20 protein-coding genes and 3 pseudogenes are annotated in these 21,985 nt (G+C 71.1%); 12 read left to right on the top strand and 11 right to left on the bottom strand.

Annotated elements, in window-relative coordinates; translation table 11 throughout:
- Nucleotides 1-9 precede the first annotated feature (9 nt).
- The gene (locus ACZ4N4_RS10060) at nucleotides 10-549 is read right to left on the bottom strand and encodes a MarR family winged helix-turn-helix transcriptional regulator (RefSeq protein WP_467586477.1); all 540 of its coding nucleotides are present in this window, start codon (nucleotides 547-549) and stop codon (nucleotides 10-12) included.
- A gap of 41 nt (nucleotides 550-590) precedes the next feature.
- Complete coding sequence (locus ACZ4N4_RS10065; protein WP_467586479.1) at nucleotides 591-881, bottom strand: Atu4866 domain-containing protein; 291 nt, start codon at nucleotides 879-881, stop codon at nucleotides 591-593.
- Between the two features lie 407 nt (nucleotides 882-1,288).
- Between ACZ4N4_RS10065 and ACZ4N4_RS10070 the strand changes: the two are divergent.
- From ACZ4N4_RS10070 to ACZ4N4_RS10080, 3 genes and pseudogenes are all read left to right on the top strand, one after another.
- Nucleotides 1,289-1,450: pseudogene (locus ACZ4N4_RS10070) on the top strand (Atu4866 domain-containing protein); the annotation flags it as partial.
- Nucleotides 1,451-1,523: 73 nt separating this feature from the next.
- The gene (locus ACZ4N4_RS10075) at nucleotides 1,524-2,915 is read left to right on the top strand and encodes an amidohydrolase family protein (RefSeq protein WP_467586482.1); all 1,392 of its coding nucleotides are present in this window, start codon (nucleotides 1,524-1,526) and stop codon (nucleotides 2,913-2,915) included.
- A gap of 110 nt (nucleotides 2,916-3,025) precedes the next feature.
- Nucleotides 3,026-3,322, top strand: a pseudogene (locus tag ACZ4N4_RS10080) (cation:proton antiporter domain-containing protein); the annotation flags it as partial.
- A gap of 182 nt (nucleotides 3,323-3,504) precedes the next feature.
- Here the strand turns inward: ACZ4N4_RS10080 and ACZ4N4_RS10085 are convergent.
- Entirely contained in the window at nucleotides 3,505-5,124 is a 1,620-nt protein-coding gene (locus ACZ4N4_RS10085; protein WP_467587683.1) for a glycoside hydrolase family 76 protein, read from the bottom strand.
- A 599-nt stretch (nucleotides 5,125-5,723) separates the two neighbouring features.
- Between ACZ4N4_RS10085 and ACZ4N4_RS10090 the strand changes: the two genes are divergently transcribed.
- Nucleotides 5,724-8,627: an alpha-L-rhamnosidase-related protein gene (locus ACZ4N4_RS10090; protein WP_467586485.1), complete on the top strand. Its 2,904-nt coding sequence runs from the start codon at nucleotides 5,724-5,726 to the stop codon at nucleotides 8,625-8,627.
- 51 nt (nucleotides 8,628-8,678) lie between these two features.
- Here ACZ4N4_RS10090 and ACZ4N4_RS10095 read toward each other — a convergent pair whose 3' ends face one another.
- From ACZ4N4_RS10095 to ACZ4N4_RS10110, 4 genes are all read right to left on the bottom strand, one after another.
- A complete protein-coding gene (locus tag ACZ4N4_RS10095; protein WP_467586488.1) occupies nucleotides 8,679-9,014 on the bottom strand; it encodes a hypothetical protein in 336 nt (111 codons plus the stop codon).
- A gap of 52 nt (nucleotides 9,015-9,066) precedes the next feature.
- Nucleotides 9,067-9,312 (bottom strand): SDR family NAD(P)-dependent oxidoreductase, encoded by a 246-nt coding sequence (locus tag ACZ4N4_RS10100; RefSeq protein WP_467586492.1) that lies wholly within the window; start codon nucleotides 9,310-9,312, stop codon nucleotides 9,067-9,069.
- A gap of 129 nt (nucleotides 9,313-9,441) precedes the next feature.
- Nucleotides 9,442-10,281: an SDR family NAD(P)-dependent oxidoreductase gene (locus tag ACZ4N4_RS10105; protein WP_453569231.1), complete on the bottom strand. Its 840-nt coding sequence runs from the start codon at nucleotides 10,279-10,281 to the stop codon at nucleotides 9,442-9,444.
- Nucleotides 10,282-10,406: 125 nt separating this feature from the next.
- Nucleotides 10,407-11,282: a helix-turn-helix transcriptional regulator gene (locus ACZ4N4_RS10110; RefSeq protein WP_467586495.1), complete on the bottom strand. Its 876-nt coding sequence runs from the start codon at nucleotides 11,280-11,282 to the stop codon at nucleotides 10,407-10,409.
- 235 nt (nucleotides 11,283-11,517) lie between these two features.
- Here ACZ4N4_RS10110 and ACZ4N4_RS10115 point away from each other — a divergent pair, with 235 nt between their 5' ends.
- The 3 genes from ACZ4N4_RS10115 (at nucleotide 11,518) to ACZ4N4_RS10125 (ending at nucleotide 13,642) form a co-directional block, all read left to right on the top strand.
- Nucleotides 11,518-12,375 (top strand): helix-turn-helix transcriptional regulator, encoded by an 858-nt coding sequence (locus ACZ4N4_RS10115; protein WP_467586498.1) that lies wholly within the window; start codon nucleotides 11,518-11,520, stop codon nucleotides 12,373-12,375.
- Nucleotides 12,376-12,528: 153 nt separating this feature from the next.
- Entirely contained in the window at nucleotides 12,529-12,696 is a 168-nt protein-coding gene (locus ACZ4N4_RS10120; RefSeq protein WP_467586501.1) for a hypothetical protein, read from the top strand.
- A complete protein-coding gene (locus tag ACZ4N4_RS10125; RefSeq protein WP_467586504.1) occupies nucleotides 12,689-13,642 on the top strand; it encodes a phosphotransferase family protein in 954 nt (317 codons plus the stop codon). Before ACZ4N4_RS10120 ends, ACZ4N4_RS10125 begins: the two co-directional genes overlap by 8 nt.
- Nucleotides 13,643-13,656: 14 nt before the next feature.
- Here the strand turns inward: ACZ4N4_RS10125 and ACZ4N4_RS10130 are convergent.
- Nucleotides 13,657-13,902 (bottom strand): annotated as a pseudogene (locus tag ACZ4N4_RS10130) (Y4yA family PLP-dependent enzyme); the annotation flags it as partial.
- A 383-nt stretch (nucleotides 13,903-14,285) separates the two neighbouring features.
- Here ACZ4N4_RS10130 and ACZ4N4_RS10135 point away from each other — a divergent pair.
- Together ACZ4N4_RS10135 and ACZ4N4_RS10140 are read left to right on the top strand one after the other, a co-directional pair.
- On the top strand, nucleotides 14,286-15,368 hold the full coding sequence (locus tag ACZ4N4_RS10135; protein ID WP_453569223.1) for a C40 family peptidase: 1,083 nt from the start codon (nucleotides 14,286-14,288) through the stop codon (nucleotides 15,366-15,368).
- Between the two features lie 4 nt (nucleotides 15,369-15,372).
- Nucleotides 15,373-16,287, top strand: a complete 915-nt coding sequence (locus ACZ4N4_RS10140; protein WP_453569221.1) for a hypothetical protein — start codon at nucleotides 15,373-15,375, stop codon at nucleotides 16,285-16,287.
- 211 nt (nucleotides 16,288-16,498) lie between these two features.
- Here the strand turns inward: ACZ4N4_RS10140 and ACZ4N4_RS10145 are convergent, their stop codons facing one another.
- Entirely contained in the window at nucleotides 16,499-17,188 is a 690-nt protein-coding gene (locus tag ACZ4N4_RS10145) for a M24 family metallopeptidase (protein ID WP_453569219.1), read from the bottom strand.
- Between the two features lie 315 nt (nucleotides 17,189-17,503).
- On the opposite strand from ACZ4N4_RS10145, the gene ACZ4N4_RS10150 reads away from it, so the two are divergent.
- Both ACZ4N4_RS10150 and ACZ4N4_RS10155 read left to right on the top strand, forming a co-directional pair.
- Complete coding sequence (locus ACZ4N4_RS10150) at nucleotides 17,504-17,923, top strand: TOBE domain-containing protein (protein ID WP_467586509.1); 420 nt, start codon at nucleotides 17,504-17,506, stop codon at nucleotides 17,921-17,923.
- A 369-nt stretch (nucleotides 17,924-18,292) separates the two neighbouring features.
- Entirely contained in the window at nucleotides 18,293-18,928 is a 636-nt protein-coding gene (locus ACZ4N4_RS10155) for a molybdopterin-dependent oxidoreductase (RefSeq protein ID WP_467586512.1), read from the top strand.
- A 76-nt stretch (nucleotides 18,929-19,004) separates the two neighbouring features.
- Here ACZ4N4_RS10155 and ACZ4N4_RS10160 read toward each other — a convergent pair whose 3' ends face one another.
- Nucleotides 19,005-19,874, bottom strand: coding sequence for a winged helix-turn-helix transcriptional regulator (locus ACZ4N4_RS10160; protein WP_467586515.1), 870 nt, complete (start codon nucleotides 19,872-19,874; stop codon nucleotides 19,005-19,007).
- Between the two features lie 93 nt (nucleotides 19,875-19,967).
- On the opposite strand from ACZ4N4_RS10160, the gene eno reads away from it, so the two are divergent.
- Nucleotides 19,968-21,251 carry a phosphopyruvate hydratase gene (eno, locus tag ACZ4N4_RS10165; protein ID WP_467586518.1) on the top strand — a complete coding sequence of 428 codons (1,284 nt, stop codon included), beginning with the start codon at nucleotides 19,968-19,970 and terminating at the stop codon, nucleotides 21,249-21,251.
- A gap of 131 nt (nucleotides 21,252-21,382) precedes the next feature.
- Here eno and ACZ4N4_RS10170 read toward each other — a convergent pair whose 3' ends face one another.
- Nucleotides 21,383-21,904 (bottom strand): winged helix-turn-helix transcriptional regulator, encoded by a 522-nt coding sequence (locus tag ACZ4N4_RS10170; protein WP_467586521.1) that lies wholly within the window; start codon nucleotides 21,902-21,904, stop codon nucleotides 21,383-21,385.
- Nucleotides 21,905-21,985 lie beyond the last annotated feature (81 nt).

Raw genomic sequence — 21,985 nt, forward strand, 5'->3', positions numbered from 1 at the left:
CCACGCCCGTCATGTCTGCTCCGTGGTGGCGGCCGCGTCCATCGTCCGCTGCAAGCCGCCGAGCACGTCGATCACCCGGCTCGCCTCGGCGGCACTCAGGTGCTCCAGGCCGCAGAAGGACGTCGCGATCCGGCGCATCGCGTTCTCCGCGATCGTGCGCCCGGCCGGCCGAAGGCTGATCAGCACCCCGCGCAGGACCTCGGGATCCGGTACGCGTTCGACCAGCCCCAGCTCGGCTAGGCGGTCGACCTGCTTGCTGACCGCTCCAGAAGTGATCATCAGTCGCCTGAACAACGCCGTCGGGCTCATCGCGTACTGCGGTGGGGACCTGCGAAGCGCCAGGAGCACGCGGAGGTCGCCGGGCCCGATACCGCTGCTTCGCGCAAGGGCCGTGAAGGCCTGCTCGACCTGCTGCGCGAGGCGCAGGATCCCGGCGGAAACAAGGAAAGGCGTGAGATCCAGACCGGGCAGTTCGCCTGCCCAGGCAGCGGCGTTCTCGCTCAGCTCCGATGTCTCGGCCCGGGAATGCCTGTCCGCCCGCAGCGCCACGAAGCGCACCGTCGGCACGAGAGCCGCGACCGGGTCTTCGGCTATCCCTCGTCGACGGAGCCGTGCGGACTGCCGCCCTCGCGGTAGAGCACCAGGTGCTCGTGGTGGAGAACGCCGTCACGGACGTCACCCGTGGCGGTGAAGCCGGTGTCGTCGACGTAGTCGAGGTGGTTGCCGGTGACGGTGTAGCTGCCGGTGTAGGCGCTCGGGCGGTTGCCGCGGGCTTCGTCGTAGCGGCCGTTCGGCAGCAGTTCCTGGCGGATGAATCCGTCGCCGGTCACCCACATGCCGACGTACGGGTGCGGGTCGCGGGGCGTGTCGTCGCTGGTCATGCTTCTACGATCGGCCCGGCGGCCGGTGGCGACCAGGCCGCCGTATTCCCAGGTGAGGGCTTCCTGGGTACCGCGCACCCACCATCGCGAGCCGGCCGGATCGTGGGTGCCCGACACCTGGGGACAAGGCGGCCTGGTTCCGGTTCCGCCGCGCGACGAACCTGATGGTCAGGCGGCTTCCCCGGCCGCCGGACACGCGCCTCGGACCCGCGTCGACGCTCACTCCCGCAGCGCACGCACCGACGAGGCGACTCCATCGAGGAGCACGCGATGACCATCACCCTCACCGACGCCGACACCGTGAGCTGGAACCCCGAGACCCTCGGCGAGATCCGATGTCGGCGCCGACCATGGCCCCGATCAACCGGTCCGTGGTCAGGATCCGGGCATTAACTCACCGCCGACGGCGGTACGACGAGACCCGGGGCGGCCGCCCGCACGCCTACGAGGGCCGGTACTGGGTCGACGGCGACCGTATCGACTACCTGGACGACCTCGGCTTCTGGGCCTACGGCGAGTTCCGGGGCGACGAACTCCACCACGCGGGCTACGTCATGAAGCTCGGCTGACCTCCCTTTCCTCCCCTTGTCCTCCCCCGCCCTCTTCCCGGCCCCCCTCCCCCGTACCGAAAGAAGACCCGTCATGAACCTCGACGACACCAGCAGCGCCGCCGTACTCGAAGAGCTCCGGCGCCGGCCCGCCGACCGGCGGCGCATCCTGTTCACCGGCGCGACCGTCGTCACCATGGACCCCGCTCTCGGTGTCCTCGACGGCGGCGACCTCCTCGTCGAGGGCGACACGATCACCGCCGTCGGCCGCCGCCTCGACGCGGCCGACGCCGTGGTCGTCGACGCCACCGGCACGATCCTCGCCCCCGGCTTCGTCGACACCCACCGGCACGCCTGGGAGGCCCAGTTGCGCCGGATCATGCCGGACGTCGACGACCTCGGCGGCTATGTGAGGGCCACCCTGGCCGGGTACGCCACGGTCTACCGGCCCCAGGACATGTACATCGGCACCAGACTGGCCGCCCTGACCGCGATCGACAACGGCATCACGACCATGCTCGACTTCTCCCACAACTCCCGTACCCGCGAACACTCCGACGCCGCCGTCCAGGCGCTGCTCGACACAGGCATCCGCGGTGTGCACGCCTCCATGGGCCCGCACTTCGGCGACTGGGACCGGCAGTGGCCCGGCGACCTCACCCGCCTCAAGGACCGCTACTTCAGCAGCGACGACCAGTTGCTCACCCTGCGCCTGGCGGCCCTGGCCACCGACGAGATCGCCGGGCCCGCCCTCGCCTACGGCCCCGAACTCGCCCGTGCCGCCCGGGAACTGGGCATCGGGGTCAGCGTGGACGCCGTCTTCGGCACCGCCTCCTCCGACGCGGTCCTGCGCTGGGCCAAGGACGGCGTCCTCGGACCCGACCTCACCCTCATCCACTCCACCGGGCTGACCCCCGAGGCGTGGCAGGCGATGGGCGAGTCCGGCACCACCGTGGCCCTCGCGCCGACCTCGGACGCCCAGATCGGCCTGGAGACCGCGGTCCCCGCAGTCGACGAGGCGCTGTCCGTCGGCATCCGCCCCGGACTGAGCATCGACGTCGAAGTCGCCCTGGCCGGCGACATGTTCACCCAGATGCGGGCCCTGCACGCCATCCAGCGGATGCGCGCGGTCAACGCCGCCTACGGCACCGACCGGCAGCCCTCCCGCATCACCACCCACGACGTCCTCGACTTCGCCACCCTCCAGGGCGCCCGCACCAACGGCCAGGCCGGTGTCACCGGTTCACTCACCCCGGGCAAGAAGGCCGACCTGCTGGTCATCCGGGCCGAGGACCTCAACAACATGCCCCTCAACGACCCGATCGGCACGATCGTGCTGGGCTCCGACGCCCGCAACATCAGCGCCGTCCTCGTCAACGGCGAGCCCCGCAAGTGGGACGGACAGGTCCTCGACGTCAACCTGGCCGCCCTGCGCTCCGAGGTGCACGCCTCGCGCGAGTACGTGCTGAACACCCCGCCCCTCTGAAAGCCCCCCGCCCCCTCGCGCGGCCCCAGGCCGCTCGGCCCCGGACGTACGCACAGCGAAGGGAATCCGCCATGGCAAGCCTGGAACTGATCGCCGTCGGTGTGCTCCTGATGGGCTGGCTGTCGCGTCGTACCGGCCTGAGCGAACCGCTTCCGCTGCTCGGCGCGGGCTGCCTGGCGGGTCTGACGCCGCCCTTCGCCTCGTTCGCGCTGTCCCCCGAGGTGGTCCTGTTCCTCTTTGTGCCCGCCCTGCTGTACGGGGAGGCGCTCACCTCCTCGGTACGCGAGATCCGCGACAACTTCCGCAGCATCGCCCTGCAGTCCACCGGGCTGGTCCTCGCCACCGCCGTCGCCGTCGCGGCCGTGGCCCATGCGCTGGGCTACGGCTGGCCCGTCGCCTTCGTCCTCGGCCCCACGCTGCCGGCCGTGGTCCGCCGGGCCCGTTTCCCCGAGGACACCGGCAGGGCCGCCGAACTCACCCTCGTCCGCTGCCGTATGAGCAGTGCCGCGCTGCACGCCCTGCCGGAGCTGGCGCAGCGGTTTCTGCGGCCAGGCCCGAAAGTACGCCCCGGCGCCGACCGGTTCCGTCCTCACCCGGCGGCGGTGAGCGCTCCGAGGGCACTGGCCTGGGTCCGCCAGTCGGTCTGGTTCGGGCTGGTGCCGGCCCAGCGCTCGCCGAGGGAGTTGAGGGAGGTCCGGTCCTGTGCCCACAGGGTGTCCGCCTGCTTCTGCACGTAACTCCGGTAGGTGCTGGAGCCGGTGGCGGTCGCCAGGTCGGCGAAGTTCCGCATGAAGATGCCCTTGAACTGCTTCTGGTTGTCGTCGCAGGAGGCCGAGCCGACGTCGCAGGACTCGGTGAGCACTCCGCCGACCGTCAGCGCCGGACGGCTGACCGCGGCGTCGGCCAGGGTACGCGCGGTGGTCAGCAGCGAGCTGTCCCCGGTGGACCTCCACAGTTCGGTGAAGCCGCCGATGGCCAGCCCCTGGTTGTAACTCCACACGGTGGAGCCGTTGTTGGCGCACGACGAGGTCAGACCGTCGTTCACCAGACCCGACGAGTCGATCATCCCGCTGGCCCGGTACCAGGCGGCGGACGTCCTCGCCCGCTGGAGCCACACGGTGTCGCCCGGGATGCGCTGGTGCAGTGCGGTGGTCAGCCACAGGTACTGCCCGTTGGTCACCGCGTTCTTGTAGGTCCGCTCACGGTCCCACCACACGCCACCGCCACAGGTGCCGGTGTCCCAGTACTGCTGGACATAGTTGGCGATGGTGACGGCCTCGTCGAGATAGCGCGAGTCGTGGGTGTAGTCGTACGCGTCGATCCAGGCGATCGCCCACCAGCCCGAGTCGTCGATGGACCGGCTGATGAAGTCGCCCTCGATCGCGTCCGAGCTGCGCACCCCGGCGGCGAAGACGCCCTTGTTCTGGTCGAAGGTGCGCGCGACGACCCAGTCGTAGTCGTGCGTGCCGGTGGTCCTCGCGAAGTCGATGAGGGAGGTGAGCGAGGCCGCCGAGTTCCACCAACTGCTCGGCCACCAGCCGTTGTAGGGGTCGTAGGACGTCATCAGCGCGTCCGCCGCCGCGCGCGCCCGGGTCGGCGCGGGCCTGACCCAGGCGGTGCAGCTGCCCTCGTTGTGGCTCGCCTCCCGCCCGCAGGCGCGGACCGCGCCGCCGTAGAGGAGGCCGCGCGGGTCACGGGTGGCGTACATCGCGGTACGGGTGCCGGTGGCTCCGGACGGGGTGCTGGTACGGCCGAGGGAGGAACCGTCCGGCCAGGTCGAGCCGCCGTCCCAGGAGCGGTCGAGCCAGATCTCGTCACCGCCGCCACCCGTGTCGATGCTCGCCCAGGCCATCGAGTTCCGCTGGTCGACGTGCAGCCGGATCGCGCGGCCGTAGAGGGTGGTGGACGGTACCGGCTGGTCGTCGCCGGCCGCCTGGCCCGCGCCCGTGCCGTCGCAGAGGGTGTCGCAGACAGTGGGATAGACCCAGTTCGTACAGCCCACGCCTGCCGCGTCACCGCAGGCCCGGACGAGCCCCCGGCGGTGGTCGCGGGGGTCGGTGATGTTGTACATCAGCGTCCTGGTGCCGGTCCAGGTGCCCGGGATGCTCGCCTTGCCGAGCAGTCCCTCCCAGGTGGCGCCGCCGTCCCAGGAGCGGTCCAGCCACACCGAATCCCCGGTGACGCCGTCGTCGATGCTGGCCCACGCCATGTCGTCCGCGTCGGACACGTGCAGTTCCAGGCGGCGGCCGTTGAGGTCCTTGTCCGGTACCGGGAAGGTCTCCTGCCGGGCCCGCGAGGGATCGAGCGTGTCACAGGCCAGTACGCAGACCTGGGTCGCGGCGGACGCGGCGGACGCGGGGGGCGCGGCCGGGACCAGGGCGGCGAACGCGAGCGCGGCCGCCAGCAGGATGCCGAGAAGGCGTCTTATGACAACGATGTCTGAACTGCGTGAGGACACCGGGACTCGCCTCGATTTCACGATGGGGGACGACGGTCGACGCGCGTGACGGGGGCTTGGGCTCTGCCGAGCCGGGCCGGATTCGAGCACTGGTCCATACCTGTCTGCGAGGCAGTGAACCGGCTTGGCGGGGTCCTGTCAATGCCGAAAGGAAGCTCTGTTCCACGGGAGTCGAGGGGTGGCCGCGACGGGTTGACACCCCGTTTCGCGGCGCCCATCATCGGTGGAACTTCGGCGAGGCTCCTCGTGCGTCCAACTGCCATCACAGACAACGGGCTTCGCGCGGCACGGATTTGAATCGTTTCAGAGACTGCATCCAGGCACCCGCGCCCCCCACCCAGGAGGTCTCCATGCGCCGTCGCTCCCCGCTGAACAGACCGCCGGGCCGGCATCATCTGCTCTGCCTCGCCGTCGTCGCGGCCGCCACGCTCACCGCGGGCCCGGCCTCGGCCGCCGGCACCGGCGCACCGGCATCCGCCGCGATGTTCCCGGCGGGCGCCCGGGCGGCGGCGGTCGACCCGCTGAACTACTCGCCGACCTCACGCACCGTCAGGCCGACCGCCGTCCATCGGACGTCCGGCAGCGTCGCGAACCCGCAGAACGTACTGAGCGGACAGCCGACCCGGATCTCCGGCTCCCAGTCGGCCGTCACGCTCGACTTCGGCAAGGAGGTCGGCGGTGTGACAACGTTGTCCTTCGGGAGTGCCAGCGACAGCGGTCAACGGGTCGGCCTGGCCTTCAGCGAGTCGTCCCTGTACGCCGGCAACAACAGCGACCGCAGCAGCGGCCGCGACGGCGAGGACGGGGCCCTCTACGCCACGGCCTCACCGGGCGGAAGCTATACGGTGCCCACCACCCAACTCCGGGGCGGCTTCCGCTACCTGACCGTCTTCCTCGACACCTCGGGCTGGGTCGACCTCAAGGGCGTCAGCCTCGGCTTCACGGCCGCGCCCGGGAAGTCCGACCCGGCCGACTACCCCAACTACTTCCACTCCAGCGACGACCTGCTCAACCGCATCTGGTACGCCGGGGCCTACACGGTGCAGCTCGACACGATCGCCTCGAACCAGGGCCGGGCCTGGCCCCCACCGTCCTCCGCGTGGGACAACGGCGCGACCGTCGGCGTGGGTGACTCCGTCCTGGTCGACGGCGCCAAGCGCGACCGCACGGTGTGGCCCGGCGACATGGGCATCGCCGTACCCACGCAGTACGCGTACTCGGGCGATCTCACCTCGACCCGTAACGCACTCACGACGATGTACGACGCGCAGTCGGCTGCGGGCGAAATCCCCTGGTCGGGGCCGCCGTTCAACCTCACCGGCTCGGACACCTACCACACCTGGACGCTGCTGGGCACGTCGACGTACTACACGTACACCGCCGACCGGGCGTGGCTGGACTCGGAGTGGGCCGACTACAAGCGCGGGATGGCCTTCATCACCAACAAGATCGACGGCAACGGCCTGCTCGACGTGACCCGTACCCAGGACTGGGCCCGGGTCGGCCAGGGCGGTGAGAACATCTCCGCCAACGCGCTGCTGTACGCGGCGCTCAAGGGTGGCGCGACCCTGGCCACGGCCGAGGGCGACACAGCGCTCGCCGCGAGCTGGACCGGCGAGGCGGCCGCGATCAAGGCCGCGGCCAACTCCCGTCTGTGGGACGCCGTGAAGGGCATGTACAAGGACAATCCCACCAGCGGCCTGTACCCGCAGGACGGCAACTCCCTGGCCGTCTGGTACGGGTTGACCGATTCCGCGGCCAAGGCGAAGAGCGTCCTCGCGGGGCTCGGGAAGAACTGGGGCGCGTACGGTCCCACCACCCCCGAATGGGGCGGCAACGTCTCGCCCTTCGCGGGCGGCATGGAACTCAACGCCCGCTTCACGGCGAACGACGACCACACCGCCCTGGACCAGATCCGCCGCACCTGGGGGCACATGCTCGACAGCGACATCGGCACGAGGAGCACCTTCTGGGAAGGCGTCAAGGCCGACGGCGGTCTCGCCTACGGCGGTTCGTTCATGAGCCTGGCCCACGGCTGGTCCACCGCGCCCACCTCCACGCTCACCTTCGACGTGCTGGGCACCGCACCCGAGTCGGCGGCCGGCGCCTACCGCTTCGTCCCGCACCCCGGCGACCTGACCAGCGCCGAGGGCCGCATCACCCTGCCCCAGGGCGCCGTCAGCGCGTCCTGGTCCCGCGACCCCGCCGCCGGCACCTACTCGGCGCAGCTGACCAGCCCGTCCGGCACCAGCGGCCGGATCGGCGTCCCGAAGCTCGGCGGCGGCGACGTCTCGGTCTCCGTGAACGGCACCGTCGTCTGGCGCGGCGGATCCTTCACGCCCGCCTCCGGCATCACCGGCGCGAGTCAGGACGACACCTACGTCTACCTCACCGGCGTCGCGCCGGGCAGCTACACCGTGACCGCCACCGGCCTCGGCGACCCGGCCGCATCCACCGACCCGGCCACCACCGGTGCACTGCGCGCGGGCTACACCCGGTGCGCGGGCGAGGGCGGCAGCTGCTCCTTCAGCGGCACCCGTTCGGTGGCCTACGGCGCCGGGACGTACACGTACAAGACGGTGACCGGCAGCACCGCCTGCACCAGCGACTCCTTCGGCGGCGACCCGGCGCCGAATCTCCTGAAGTCCTGCTACGTCGCCGACGCGGGCGGCCCGCCGGGCTACACCGTCTGCGCGGCCGAGGGCGGCACCTGCGCCGTGCCCGGCTACAACCGTGACGTCGTCTACGGCGCGAACGGCGACTTCGCGCACCAGGTCACCAACGGTTCCGTCACCTGCTCCAACGCCCACTTCGGCGATCCCGTCGACGGTGTCGCCAAGTCCTGCTACCTGCCGTCCGCCGGAGCACCGGCCGGCGGCTGGACCAGGTGCGCGGACCAGAACGGCACCTGCGCGGCCGCCGCCGGACAGCCGGTGGCGTACGGCGCGTTCGGAGCGTTCACGACGCTCAGGGCCACCGGCGACACCCCTTGCACCGACGCGACGTTCGGCGACCCGATCCCCGGCGAGTCGAAAGCGTGCTACACCGCCACCGGCGGGCCGGCCGGGTACGCCACGAACTGCTCGGACGAGACCGGGACATGCGCCTTCGGCGGGCAGCGCACTGTGGCCTACGGCGCGCGGGGCACCTTCGTCTACCGGACGTTCACCGGCGGAACCGGTTGCACGACGGCGGCGTTCGGCGGCGCCGACCCGCTGCCGGGCGTCCGGAAGGGCTGCTACCTCACCCCCTGAGCGGTACGGCGCCTCCGGCAGCCCGCCCGGGCGCGGGGCGGGCTGCCGGATTCACTCGGGGTGCGCCGCCGCCTCCCTCTGCAGCTGCACCGCCGCGAGCAGGCTCAGCCCCGGCTCCGCCTGTCGCAGCGCCTTCACCGCGGCGACCGAGGTGATGTCCCCGGTGAAACCGACGGCCGCCAGCCGGCCACGGACCCAGCGGGCGCGCAGCCCGGTCTCGGTGGCGGAGGCGGTGGACTCCACGAGGGCGACCGCGCGTTCCAGGCCCGGGCGTTCCTCCGGCGAGGCCTCCGCCAGTGCCCGGCGCAGGGCCGCCGCGACCACGTCCGCGTCCCGGATGGCCAGCACGAAGGTGTTCTTCTTGCTCAGTCCCGTGATTCCTGTCATGAGGCTCAGCCTGACGGCCATGTCCTGCGCACACCAAGCGACTTGAGGAGCCTCAGAGGTGCCGCCGGGCCTGCGGTCCGCCCGGCTCCTCTCCAGCGACGGAGGCGTGCCGGGGGAGAACAGCACCGCGCTGTTCTCCCCCGCTGTCCAGGCGCTCCTTGCGACGGGCGAGTACCACCACGGTGGCGCCGAGTTCGGCGAGGCGCTCGGCGGTGACGGCGCCCATGCCGCTGGAGGCGCCGGAGACGACGGCGACACGGCCGGTGAGGGGGGTACCGGTGAGCAGGGCAGCGGACATCACAAAACCTCGATCTCTTTGATCGTGGGGTTCGGAAGGCAGAGGGTTTTGAAGGCGTCGGCCCGTGCGGTGGGGGGAGAGCCGGGCCGGCGTGCGGGTGCCCGGACGCATCGGGCACCCGGCGGAGCGTCAGGCGGCGTCGTCGTGCGCGGTGGCCGCGGACTTCTCGCGCCACGGGGCGAGGTCGTCCTGCACCTGGCGGTACTTGACGTCGAGCCGCTCCAGGGTGTCGCGCCCCAGGTAGAGATGGGTCGGGAGCTTCTCGGTGGAGGCCACCTCGACGATGAGGGCGGCGCCCTTGACGGGGTCGCCGAGCTGGGCGTGGTTGGCCTGGTCGATCCAGTCGAGCGTCACGTGCGCGGGGGTGTCGTCGTAGTCGCTGATGCGGTTCCCGGCGACCGACAGGGAGCTGGCGTCCAGGAAGTCGGTGCGGAAGACGCCCGGCTCGACGACCATCGACTGGATGCCGAACGGCGCCATTTCGGCGGAGAGCGCTTCGCTGATGCCGGCGACGGCGAACTTCGAGGCGGAGTACAGGCTGACGCCCGGCTCGCCCTCGAAGCCGGAGCGGGACCCGATGTGCACCAGCCGGCCCGAGCCCTGCTTGCGCATCACGGGCAGCACCGCGCGGGTGACGTTGATCAGGCCGAAGACATTGAGGTCGAACAGCGACCGGGCCTCCGCGTCGCTGATCTCTTCCAGCGCGCCGAGCAGACCGCGGCCGGCGTTGTTCACCAGGACGTCGATGCCGCCGAACCGCTCCACGGCCGCGTCGACCGCACTCGGGATGGTGTCGTTGTCCGTGACGTCCAGGGCGACCGCGAACACCTTGTCGGAACTCTTCAGATCGTCCGGTACACGTTCCGGATTTCGCACGGCGACCACGACATTGTTGCCGCCTGCCAGAGCCGCACGGGCGATTTCCGCGCCGATTCCGCGGGAGGCGCCGGTGACAAACCACGTAGCCATGGGGAAAACCTCTTTCGTCGATTTCCCCCGAGGGGGATTTCTTGTTGACGTATTCGAGTCTGTCCCTCCTCCGCGCCGATATGAAGGCAGCCGTTTTCCTGGGAGTCCTACACCCAGGATGAGGCTCAGGTGCCGTGTGCGGGGTCCTGCTGGTGCGGCACCTCGGGCGCGCCGACGGAGCCCAGCAGGGCCAGTCCGTCGGCGGACGGGGAGCCCGGCTCGGCCTGCAGGATGACGAGCTGCTGTCCCGGGACGCTGCGGATGTTCAGGGCCTCGTGCCGCAGCTCCAGGTCTCCCACGACGGAGTGGTACACCTGCTTGATCTCGTAGGGCGGGACCCTGGTGTACTCGCGTGCCCACAGCGCGCGGAACCCGCCGCTGCGCACCGACAGCTCTCCGACCAGCTCCAGGATGCGGGGGTCCTCCGGGGTGCTCGCGGCGGTCTGCCGGAGGTCGGCGACCGCCCGGTGCCTGGCCCGTTCCGGGCTGCGGTAGAAGGTCTTCGCGGCGGGGTCCAGGAAGAGCATGCGCAGGACGTTGTCGTGCTCCGCGAAGTCGCGGTAGAGGGCGTCGGCCAGTGCGTTGGTGGCCAGCAGGTCCTGGGCGTGCCCGATGATGAAGGCAGGTGTCGTGGTCCAGCTCTCGATCAGCCGGCGCAGGTGCGGCCGGACCCGCTCGACCCGGGCGGGCGCCTTCGTACGGCGGGCCGCCGGCTGGGCCAGCCGGAAGAGTTCCCGCTTGTCCTCGTCCCCGAGTTGCAGCACCCGGGCCATGGCCTCGAGGACCCGGGGCGACGGACTGTCCTCACGGCCCTGTTCCAGCCGGCTGTAGTAGCTCAGGCTGACCCCCGCGAGCGTCGCGACCTCGTCGCGCCGCAGCCCGGGCACGCGTCGCCGACCGGCGGCGGGCAGCCCCGCCGCCAGGGGGCTCAGGCGTTCTCTGCGGGCGCGGAGAAACCGACCCAGCCCTTCCACCGAGCCGAGGTGCGTGTCGTTGTCCATGCCATCGAGGCTAGGCGGGGAACGCCCGGAATAGTCCCGCCGACGGTGGGTGCATTACACCCAGGATTACGAACTCCACGGCGCACGGTGATGCCGGACCATCGCCTTACGTCTCGCTCGCCTTCCCTCTCCGGCACCCCCGGCACGGAATCACCCTCCGCGACGAACGCGCGACCTCACGTGATACCGGACGCCCTGTACTTCGCACGGGGCGAAATCCATCTAGTCTTGCCGCATGAGCAATGGGACGCCTTTGGGTGATTTTCTCCGAGCCCGCAGAGAAGCCCTGAAGCCGCACGACGTCGGTCTGCCCGAACACGGGCGGCGTCGGGTGCCGGGACTGCGCAGAGAGGAAGTCGCGCTGCTCGCCGGAGTCAGTTCCGACTACTACATCAGGCTGGAACAGGGCCGCGAGAACAGCCCGTCCCCGCAGGTCCTCGATGCCGTGGCGCGAGCGCTGAAGCTGGACGCGGAGTCCACCGACCATCTCAACCGCCTCTGCCTCGCCGCCTCGCAGCGTCCGCGCGACTGGAGTGTGGCCGACGTCAGCCCGCAGTTGTTGCAGCTGATGGACGGGTGGGAGCACACCCCGGCCTTCGTCGTCGGGCCGACCCTCGACATCATGGCGGCCAACTCCCTGGCCGCGGCCCTGCACAGCGGTTTCGAGGAGTTCGACAACCTCGCCCGGATGGTGTTCGTCGACCCGGCGGGGCGCGACTTCTACCAGGAGTGGGAGCGGGCCGCGCACTCCTGCGTCGCCGAGATCAGGGCCGCCTACGGCCACGACCCCGATTCCGCCCGCATCGCCGAGGTCGTGGCGGAACTGTCAGCCCGGAGCGCCGAGTTCGCCGCGCTCTGGCAACTGCACGACGTCAAGGGCAAGTCCCAGGAGGGCAAGCACCTGAAGCACCCCCAGGTCGGGGACCTGCACATCAGGTTCGCGGCTTTCACCGTCAACGGGGCCCCGCACCAGCAGCTGGTGGTCTACCAGGCCGAACCGGCCAGCCCGACGGCGACCGCCTTCGAGACACTGGGGGCCATGGCCACCCGGCCGAAGCAGACCCCGACAGGAGTGGTGGACGCCGGCATGTGAGCTCCGGTGTGGCCGGCGCTTGGAGGCCGGCACTGGCGCACCCAGGAAGAACGCGGCCTTCACCGTGCCTCCTGTGGGCAGGAGCGAACGGGCCGGGGGAGCACGGAGAGCGAGGTGCAGGGGCATGGCCCGTCGTCGTGGAGCGCCGATCTGATGGCGGGGCTCAAGTGGTGGCAACGAGCGGTGCTGATCGGGTGCTTGGGTGCGCTCACGCTGCCGTTGTGGTTCGCCGCGAAGAACGCCTACCGGTTCGTCGAAGGTCACCGGACGTCGACGGAAGGAACGGTTCGCTGCGCATGGGACGGCCGGCCGGGTGAGTGACCACGATGCGGCGGGGGCCGTCCGGCCGTTGGCCCTGGCTTGGGTGGGCCGGCAGCTGGAAGCCGGTGAACGGATCGTCAGAACCCGGGCGCTGCACGGTGGCATCACCGCCGAAATGCGGCGGCTGACCATCGGCACGCAGCACGGAGCCACCCGCGACCTGGTGCTGCGGACCTTCGTCGACCCGTCCTTGGTGGAGCACGCCGAGGACCTGCTGAACCGGGAGACCGGCGCCCTCACCTTCCTCGCGGGGACCCGCGTGCCGGTTCCCGGACCGGTCGCGGTCGATCCCACCGCCGCGCAGTGCGAGTATCCGTCGCTCCTGATGACACATCTGGCGGGCCGGACGGTCCTTGACGACCAGGGACTGGACACGCGCCTGCCCCTGCTGGCCCGTCAGCTTGTGGCCATTCACGCGCTGAGACCTGCCGAGCGTCCCCGGACGTACGAGGCATGGACGACCGCCGACGCCGTCGTCCCTCCCGACGGCGCCGACGCGGTGGCCTGGGCCGCGGCGGCCGACGTGATCCGCGGGCCTGCGCCACCCTACGAGGGGCGGTTCCTGCACCGGGACTTCCACCCCGGCAACGTGCTGTTCGACGTGAGCCCGGCGGGTCCCCGGATCACCGGGGTCGTCGACTGGGTGCAGACCTCCTGGGGGCCGGCGGACCTCGATGTGGCGCACTGCTCCACCAATCTGGCGCTGCTGCACGGCCCGACGTGGGGTCTGCGGTTCGCGGAGGCGTACGAGGAGGCCGGTGGGGTGCTGGCCGCGACCGCAAACGAGCGGTTGTACTGGCGGCTGCTGGACGCTCTGGCGTTCGCGGCGGCTGTGCCGTGGGCGGCCCGGCCGTGGCGGGAGGCGGGAAGGACGGAACTGACGACAGGGGCCGTGGAGAAGCGGCTGGACGCCTACGTCACCGCCCTGATGGACGCGCTGGGCTGAACCCGGACAGCCGGGGCAGCCCGCCGCCGCACCAGCGCGCTGGACCGGTTCGCCTTGTGCGCGAAGTACACCCGCCCGGCGAGGTGGTGCGCGCGGCAGACGGCCCGGAACCGCTCGGCGTTCTCGGCGATCCGGTCCGGCAGCAGCACGTTGAGCGGCGGACCGAGTGCGTCGACGAGTGCGTGCAGGAACGGCCCGGCGTCCAGCGGTGAACTGAGCGGTGGTTCCAGTCGTGGCCGGAGATACAGGGGTAATCCCACGACAGGCACCCTCCCTTTCGGCCCGCGTCGGCCGAGCGGCTCCGACGACCGTTGGAAGATCCGGTAGGACCTCGCCGACGCAGGCCAAGGCTTACTGCCGGTGGCGGTGTTCATCTTCGCGTCTCCCTCCTCCCCTGCCCCGGCAACCAGTTGCGGGTTGAGTCGTTGAGATCCCGGGGCTCCGGGAGTGACTGCAGGGCGGCCGGCACCCGATCAGACACTGTGTGCTGTTTGCGACACGTGTGGGGATACGGGAGGCTGCCGTTCAGGGGGAGGTAGTGTGTTCGAGGCTCGAACTGTCCTCCGCGAGAACCGCGGTGGCAACCGCGATGGGCAAGTCACCCGTCCGAGCCGCCTGCACGCGACCTCTGAAAATGGAGCCGATGAACGTGTCGACCGGCGGCAGACGGCTGCGCGGCCGTGCCGCCATAGCAGCCCTCGTCTGTGCGATCACGCTGTTACCCGGCCCGAGTTATGCGGCCCCGGGCACACCCGTTCCACGGAACGACCAGTCGATCGAGGACATCCACAACGAGCTGAACGGCCTCTACCGCCAGGCGGAGGTGGCCACCGAGGCGTACGACACCGCGAACGTGAAGGCGGCAGCGCAGGAGAAACGGCTGGCGTCGCTCCACAAGGACCTGGCTCGCACCCAGAGCCGGCTGGACGAGCTGCACGCCCTCGTGGGTGTGGCCGCCCGGACGCAGTACCGCGGGGGCAATCTCGACGCCACAGGCATCCAGTTGCTACTCGGCGACCACCCCGACCAGGCCCTCGACGAGGCCTCCCAGGCCCGCCAGGCCATGCGGAACCTGGTCAACGTCTCCGAGACGCAGCAGAGCGCCCGCGCGGAGCTGGACCGGCAGACCGACGCCGCCGCCGGGAAACTGCGGGAGCTGAGAAGCAGCCGCGCGGACAAGGCCGAGGCCAAGGGGAAGATCGAGAAGAAGATCGCCGAGGCCGAGCGGATCGAGGCGGGACTCAAGAAGGAACAGACCCGCAAGCTGGCCCAGTTGGAGAAGAAGGAGGCGCAGGAGGCCAGGTCCAGGTGGACGGGCCCCGATTCCGGCGGCACCTCGACCGGTACCGGCTCGGGCAGCGGCGGGACGAAGGCGAGCGGGGCGGCCGGGAAGGCCGTCGAATTCGCGATGGCGCAGATCGGCAAACCGTACGTGTGGGGCGCCGTGGGCCCCTCGTCGTACGACTGCTCGGGACTCACCTCCACGGCCTGGGCCGCGGCCGGGCACCCCATACCCCGTACCTCGCAGGCGCAGTGGCAGGGGCTGACCCGGGTCGGCCTGGCCTCCGTGCAGCCCGGGGACCTGATCATCTACTACGACGCCACGCACGTGGGCATGTACATAGGGGGCGGGCGGATCGTGCACGCCCCGCGTCCCGGACGCACGGTCACGATCGCGCCGGCCGCCTCCATGCCCATCGTCGGTGTCGTCCGACCCGGAGTCTGAACGGATGACCTACTCGCTGACCCCCCGTGACGGGGGAAACCTGCCCGCGCTCAGCGCACCGCCGCTGATCCGGCTCGACGCCTATGTGGCCGAGGACGGGTCGACGGTGGTCAACGGCCATCTGCTGGAGATGGGCGGCACCCGGCCGCCCAACGAGGCGATACTCGACGCCATCGCCATGTTCGCCCGCACCCTGCGGGCACCGGTGGCGGCCACCGTCATCGACCGGACCGTGCAGCAGGTGGCACGGCTGCGGGTGTATCCCGACGGCTCCAGCCGGACCATCGCCGACGAGGAGGACCTGCCGCCCGGGCGCGAGCGCACGGCCGCGGAGGAGGAGTCGTTCCCGCCGCTCGCCCGCGTCGAGCGGATCATCCAGCACGCGCAGCGCGAGGAGCTGCACGCCGCGTTCGTCCTCGCCAGCGCGCTGCGCGAACACCTCACGCTGCGCAGGGGCGCGGAGGACGAACTCTCGCTGGAAGCACGGGCGATCGAGGCGTACCTCGCCTACCAGCGCGGCGACTACATGCTCTCCACCGTCCTCGCGCTGACCGTCGCGCGCATCCGCTGCCGCACCGATCTGAACCGGGCGGCGCCCGAGGTGGCCCGCGCCACCGCGGCATGGCAGCGGCTGATCGACGAGGGCCAGGTGGCCACCCGGGGACAGGAGCTGCTGCACATGTGGGAGCACCTGTCGACGGAGGGCCTGTTGCTGGAACCGTCCCATCAGGCCATGGCCCAGGCCGTCCGGAGCCGGCTCGGCCGAGGCGGCCGGTCCGTACCGGCATCGGCCGCGGTTCCGGCCGTGACCGCGGGGCAGGGGCCGGTCGCTCCCGAGGACAAGCCGCTCAAGCCGACGCGGCGGGGGCTGAGCCGCTTCACCCGGTGGCCCGGCCGGTCCGCCGAACCGTCGTCGTAGTCCGGCGCGGCGCGCGCCGCCGCGGGAACGGGTCAGCCCTGCGGTGCGGCAGACGTGCTGCCGGCCGCCCCGGGTCTGCGGGTGCTCGGCGTACAGGGGCGCGAGGATCCCGATGGGCGCGGTGCCGAACAGCACCCGCAGCGGCGGGCGCTCGGCGTCGACGATCTGCGGCAGGGCGGTGCCGGGGCTCGGCGACACCGCCCGAGTCGACTCAGAGCGTGAGCAGTTCCTCGTAGAAGCCGCCGAACTCCCGCTGCCGGTCGATGAGATGGATCTCCAGGATCCAATGGCAGGTACGGCCCGCCTTGTCGGTGCGGCGCAGGGGCGTGTCGTTGGCGGGTGCGATGTACGACTCGGTGTCCGCGCCGTCGATCTTCTCGTGCGGGAACTCGCCGACCAGGTGGCCGGCGTGCCAGCCGCCCAGTTCCCAGCCGGCCTCGGTGGCCAGCCGCTCCACCTCGGCGTACAGCCGCTTCCCGGTGATGTCCGGATCGGCCTCGAAGAACCGCTTGCCGGCGGCGAAGACCTTCGGCAGGTCGTCGCGCAGCCGTCGCTTGACCGGGTCGTCGCCGAGTACGAAGGTCCGCCCGAAGTCGGCCTCGTACTCCTCGAAGATCGGCCCGAAGTCGGCGAACACGATGTCGTCCGCCCCGATCAGGCGGTCCGGCGGGTTCTCCCGGTACGGCTTGAGGGTGTTCGGGCCCGAGCGCACGATCCGCTTGTGCCAGTGCCGGGTCGTGCCGAAGAGGTCGTTCGCCAGGTCACGGACGCGGTCGCTGACCGCCCGCTCTCCTTCGCCCGGCGCCACCAGCCCCCGCTTCTCCATCTCGGCGAAGAGCCGCTCGGCCTTGGCCTGGGCGTCCAGCAGTCGGGAAGCCCGTGTGGGTTCGTCATGAGCCATAGCAGCGAAGGTAAGTTTGGCTGCACTCCCGAGTCAATCAGATTGGACTTCGCCCGCCGTCTCCGCGGGCGGCTTGGTCGAGCTCCTTCTCCGCGTCCTCTCGGATTTGTCTCCGCGTCTTCGGATTTGCCAGGGCCGGGCGGGCACGCGGGCGGCGGATGAGACAGGGGGCGCAACGGACGTTGCCGAAGCGGGCTAGTTTATGGACTCACGATCAACGCAAAACCCAGCAATTCATCCCATTCCCCATTCCCCATTCCCCGTCCCTCTCCCCCGTCCCCCTCCCCCTTCTCTGTTTCTGTGAGGCGCCTAGTCATGAGCCTGAGCATCCGCAACCAGATCCCCGGTACCGTCACCGCCGTCACCCCCGGCGAGGTGATGGCGACCGTGAAGGTACGCCTGAACGGCGGCCAGGACCTCACCGCCGCGATCACCCTGGAGGCGGTCAAGGACCTGGGGCTCGCCGAGGGGTCGGCCGTCCGGGCCATGATGAAGTCCACCGAGGTCGCCCTCGCCACCGGCCCGGTGACGGGGCTGTCCATCCGCAACCGGCTGCCCGGCACCGTCAGCGATGTCGCCGTGGGCGGGGCGATGGCCACGGTCAAGGTCACCGTCGACGGGGGCGAGCTCACCTCGGCGATCACCAAGGACGCGGTCGCCGACCTCGGCCTGACGGCCGGATCGCCGGTCGTGGCCCTGATCAAGTCGACCGAAGTGTCCCTCGCGACCGCATGACCCCGGCCGAAGCCCGTCCGCGTTGCCCCGGCCTTGGCTCGTCGTGGGCGAAGCCGGTGGTCGGCGGATGTGCGGGGCCGGGGCGTCGACGTCCGGTTCATGGCCGGGGAAGCCCTGCCCGGTGACGGGCCGGGCGAGTACACCCGTGCGGCCGCGGGCCGGCCGCCGCATCGCCGTGTCCGCCGGCGTACGCACGCTCGGGGCCCTCCTCGTTCCGGGCGTCGGCGCCGGGGCAGCGTGGCGGTATTCCGACAAGGGCCCACCTGCGGACACTCGCCGCGTCCCGGTCCGGCCGTACCTCGCGTGAGCGCCTACCCTGCACAGGGAAGGCAGCCGCGACCAGGGCACCGGCGAGGAGAGGGGACCCGCATGGCGAGCGACCGAGCAGGCACGGCCGGGACCGCCGGCCGGATCCCTCCCGGCCAGCGCCTGGTGCACGGCTGGCCGGTCTCGCACTACGGTCCGGTCCCCCGCTTCCGCCCCGAACGCTGGAACCTGCGGGTCTTCGGCGCCACCGCCTCGGGCGAGACCCACGAGTGGCACTTCGACGACCTGGCCTCGCTCCCCCATGTCACGGTCGTCGCCGACCTGCACTGCGCGAGCGGCCCCACCTCCACCGGCCACGAGTGGTACGGCATCCCCGCCGCCACCGTCCTGGACCGGGTCCCGCCCGCGCCTGGGGTCACCCACGTCATGGCCTGGGCGGAGTACGGCTTCTCCGCCAACCTGCGCCTGTGCGACTTCACCTCGCCGCACACCCTCATGGCCACCCACCACGACGGCGAACCCCTCACCGCCGAACACGGCTTCCCGCTCCGCCTGGTCGTCCCCCACCTGTACGGCTACAAGAGCCCCAAGTGGCTGCGTGGCATCGAGTACATGACCGCCGACCGGCGTGGTTTCTGGGAGGAGCGGGGCTACCACAACATCGCCGACGCCTGGAAGCAGCAGCGCTACTCCTACCAGGAGGCGGAAGCCGACGGACCGACACCCACGGCTCCCTAGCCCCACCCGCGCGCCCGGTCGACTCCGGCTGCTGGTGACGGACGTCTGAGCCGCTTCGGCGAGGACGGAGTCCGGTTCATGTCGCGCGGGCGCGGTTCGCCGTCAGCCGCAGGGTCTCCGTGACCGCGTGCGGGATGTCGTCGACCGGGAACAGCGCGTGCCGTACGGTGCGTTCGGCGTCGACGACCAGGATCAGGCGCTTGTGGCGCAGCCGGCCCGCGCCGCGGAAGGTCGGCAGCCGCAGGGCCGCCGCCAGTTGGTGGCCGGCGTCGGAGAGCAGGGGGTACGGGATCTCCTCGACGCGGGCGAACTCCTGCTGCTCGTATACGAGTTGGGTGCTGATCCCGCGTACCTCCACGCCCGCCTTCCGGAAGTCGGGCCAGGCGTCCCGGAAGAGCCGGTTCTCCAGCGTGCAGCCGGCGGCACCCGGGATCGGCGGATCGCCCCATTCGACTCCGGTGCCGGGGTAGGTGAACAGCACGGTCGCCGGGGCGTCCGGGGAGACGAGGGGCACCTCGGCGCCCCGGGTGGCGGGCAGTTCGAGGCCGTCGGGCAGGCGGGCGCCGACCAATGCGTGGACACGGGCGTGTTCCGCGCCGTCCGCCGCCGCCGTCGCGGTGAGGCTGCCGTCGCCCAGCACCCAGCGGTCGCCCCAGTCCTGCATCGCGACGAGCAGCGGCAGCAGCCCGGCACCGGCGTCGGTGAGCAGGTACTCGTAACGCACCGGCCGCCGTTGGTAGAGGCTGCGGTGCAGGACACCGTGGGCGACGAGCCTGCCCAGCCGCTCGGTGAGCACCTTGCGGGACAGGCCGATCTCGGCGGCCAGCGCGTCGAAGCGGACATGGCCGCGGGCGACCTCACGCAGGACCAGAACGTTCCACCAGTCCCCCAGGACCATGGCGGCCTGGGCGGTCCCGCAGGTCTCGTCAGCGTTGTGCATCCTCATGCACCCATAGTAAGTTCCTTTTCGGGACTTACTTTGTTTCTCGATGGAACTTACTGGCCCGACAGCGCACGGGCCCAGCGTGAGGAGTGCATCGTGACCGCCATCAGCCGGGTCGTCGCACGCGAGATCATCGACAGCCGGGGCAACCCCACCGTCGAGGTCGACGTGGAACTCAGGGACGGATCACTGGGCAGAGCCGCCGTCCCCTCCGGCGCCTCCACCGGCGCCCGCGAAGCAGTCGAACTGCGCGACGGCGACCCGTCCCGCTTCCACGGCAAGGGGGTGCGGCGTGCCGTCGACACGGTGAACGAGAGCATCGCGGACGCCGTGACCGGGCTCGACGCCGAGGACCAGGCGACCGTCGACCGCACGATGATCGAGCTGGACGGCACGGAGACCAAGTCGCGACTCGGCGCCAACGCCCTGCTCGGCGTCTCCCTGGCCACCGCCAAGGCCGCCGCGGCCTCGCACCGGCAGCCGCTGTACCGCTACGTCGGCGGAGTCGACGCCCGGCTGCTGCCGGTGCCGATGATGAACATCGTCAACGGCGGCGCCCACGCCGACAATCCGCTGGACTTCCAGGAGTTCATGATCGCGCCCGTCGGTGCGGCCACCTTCGCCGAGGCGGTCCGTATGGGCTCGGAGGTCTTCCACACCCTGCGCGGCAACCTGCTCGCCGCCGGCCACAGCGTCAACGTCGGCGACGAGGGCGGCTTCGCCCCCGACCTGCGCACCGCCGACGAGGCCCTGGACTTCGTCGTACGCGCCATCGAGCAGACCGGTTACAAGCCCGGCACCGACATCACGCTCGTCATGGACCCGGCCAGCTCGGAGTTCTTCCACGGCGGCGTCTACGACTACCAGGGCGAGGGCGTCCGCCGTACCCCCGCCGAACACGCCGACTACCTCGCCACCCTCGTCGAGCGCTACCCCGTTGCCTCCGTCGAGGATCCGATGGCCGAGGACGACCACGCCGGCTGGCGTGACCTGACCGCCCGGCTCGGCGACCGCTGCCAGCTCACCGGCGACGACGTCTTCTGCACCAACGAGACGCTGCTGCGCGCCGGTATCCGCGACGGCATCGCCAACTCCGTCCTGGTGAAGGTCAACCAGATCGGCACCCTCACCGAGACCCTCGGCACGGTCGCCACCGCCCACCGGGCCGGGTACACGGTCGTCATGTCCCACCGCTCCGGGGAGACCGAGGACACGACGATCGCCGACCTCGCCGTCGCCACGGGCTGCGGCCAGATCAAGACCGGCTCACTGTCCCGCTCGGACCGCACCGCCAAGTACAACCAGCTCTTCCGTATCGAGGAGGAACTGGGCGCGCAGGCACGTTACGCGGGACGGGAGGCACTCGGGCTGCGCCGCTGACCCGGCTGTGACGGGTGGCGGCATGACGGCCGCGGGTACCGCTGGGTGAGGACGCGGAGCGGCGGCCGCACGGGCGGGCCGCCGCCGCGTCCGAGCGACGAGCCCGGGCTCCGGACGCCGGGACGCTGGGGTCAGGAGTGCGCGTCGGGCGACTGCGGGAAGAGCGACTCAGGGGTGATCTCCCCCTCGCAGTGCCCGCACCCGGACTTCATTCGCAGGGGGTGACCGCACTCGTGCCGGAAGGCGACGGCAGGAGTGTCCACCGCCCACCTGTCACCCCATTGCAGCAGGCCGATCATGACGGGGAAGAGCTCCTGTCCCGCCTGCGTCAGGTGGTACTCGTGGCGGGGCGGGTGCTCACTGTACTGCCGCCGCTCGATCACGCCCGCCGCCTCGAGCTTGCGCAGCCGGTCGGCAAGGATGTCGCGCGGTGCGCCCGTGTAGCCGGCGATCTTCGCGAAGCGATGCACGCCGTAGGACATCTCCCGCAGCGCGAGCAGCGACCACCGCTCGCCGACGATCTGCAGTGCGGCGGCCATCGAGCAGGGCCGCACGCCCACCGGAATGCCTGCCATCACCGAGGTCAGCGGCTTGGCGGCGGTCCCGGTGCCGCCCGTCTGCGACTCCCCGGCCTGCTGCGGTCGTACGTCCATGCGCCCCACGTTACCCCTGGTTGGTTGTGTTTCACGACCCACCCGGGGTAGCGTCCCGGGCAGTCGGTAGGGAAATCAAAC

Source organism: Streptomyces sp. NPDC026538 (genome assembly GCF_055567535.1).

Excerpts from the sequence above, each read along its gene's own strand:
- ACZ4N4_RS10115 (WP_467586498.1), top strand. The coding sequence starts at position 11,518 with ATGAGCAATGGGACGCCTTTGGGTGATTTTCTCCGAGCCCGCAGAGAA.
- ACZ4N4_RS10135 (WP_453569223.1), top strand. The coding sequence starts at position 14,286 with ATGAACGTGTCGACCGGCGGCAGACGGCTGCGCGGCCGTGCCGCCATA.
- ACZ4N4_RS10085 (WP_467587683.1), bottom strand. The coding sequence starts at position 5,124 with ATGGCGTGGGCCAGCATCGACGACGGCGTCACCGGGGATTCGGTGTGG.
- ACZ4N4_RS10075 (WP_467586482.1), top strand. The coding sequence starts at position 1,524 with ATGAACCTCGACGACACCAGCAGCGCCGCCGTACTCGAAGAGCTCCGG.
- ACZ4N4_RS10170 (WP_467586521.1), bottom strand. The coding sequence starts at position 21,904 with ATGGACGTACGACCGCAGCAGGCCGGGGAGTCGCAGACGGGCGGCACC.
- ACZ4N4_RS10065 (WP_467586479.1), bottom strand. The coding sequence starts at position 881 with ATGACCAGCGACGACACGCCCCGCGACCCGCACCCGTACGTCGGCATG.
- ACZ4N4_RS10100 (WP_467586492.1), bottom strand. The coding sequence starts at position 9,312 with ATGTCCGCTGCCCTGCTCACCGGTACCCCCCTCACCGGCCGTGTCGCC.
- ACZ4N4_RS10160 (WP_467586515.1), bottom strand. The coding sequence starts at position 19,874 with ATGAGGATGCACAACGCTGACGAGACCTGCGGGACCGCCCAGGCCGCC.
- ACZ4N4_RS10150 (WP_467586509.1), top strand. The coding sequence starts at position 17,504 with ATGAGCCTGAGCATCCGCAACCAGATCCCCGGTACCGTCACCGCCGTC.
- ACZ4N4_RS10155 (WP_467586512.1), top strand. The coding sequence starts at position 18,293 with ATGGCGAGCGACCGAGCAGGCACGGCCGGGACCGCCGGCCGGATCCCT.
- ACZ4N4_RS10140 (WP_453569221.1), top strand. The coding sequence starts at position 15,373 with ATGACCTACTCGCTGACCCCCCGTGACGGGGGAAACCTGCCCGCGCTC.
- ACZ4N4_RS10090 (WP_467586485.1), top strand. The coding sequence starts at position 5,724 with ATGCGCCGTCGCTCCCCGCTGAACAGACCGCCGGGCCGGCATCATCTG.
- ACZ4N4_RS10120 (WP_467586501.1), top strand. The coding sequence starts at position 12,529 with ATGGCGGGGCTCAAGTGGTGGCAACGAGCGGTGCTGATCGGGTGCTTG.
- ACZ4N4_RS10105 (WP_453569231.1), bottom strand. The coding sequence starts at position 10,281 with ATGGCTACGTGGTTTGTCACCGGCGCCTCCCGCGGAATCGGCGCGGAA.
- ACZ4N4_RS10110 (WP_467586495.1), bottom strand. The coding sequence starts at position 11,282 with ATGGACAACGACACGCACCTCGGCTCGGTGGAAGGGCTGGGTCGGTTT.
- ACZ4N4_RS10145 (WP_453569219.1), bottom strand. The coding sequence starts at position 17,188 with ATGGCTCATGACGAACCCACACGGGCTTCCCGACTGCTGGACGCCCAG.
- ACZ4N4_RS10095 (WP_467586488.1), bottom strand. The coding sequence starts at position 9,014 with ATGACAGGAATCACGGGACTGAGCAAGAAGAACACCTTCGTGCTGGCC.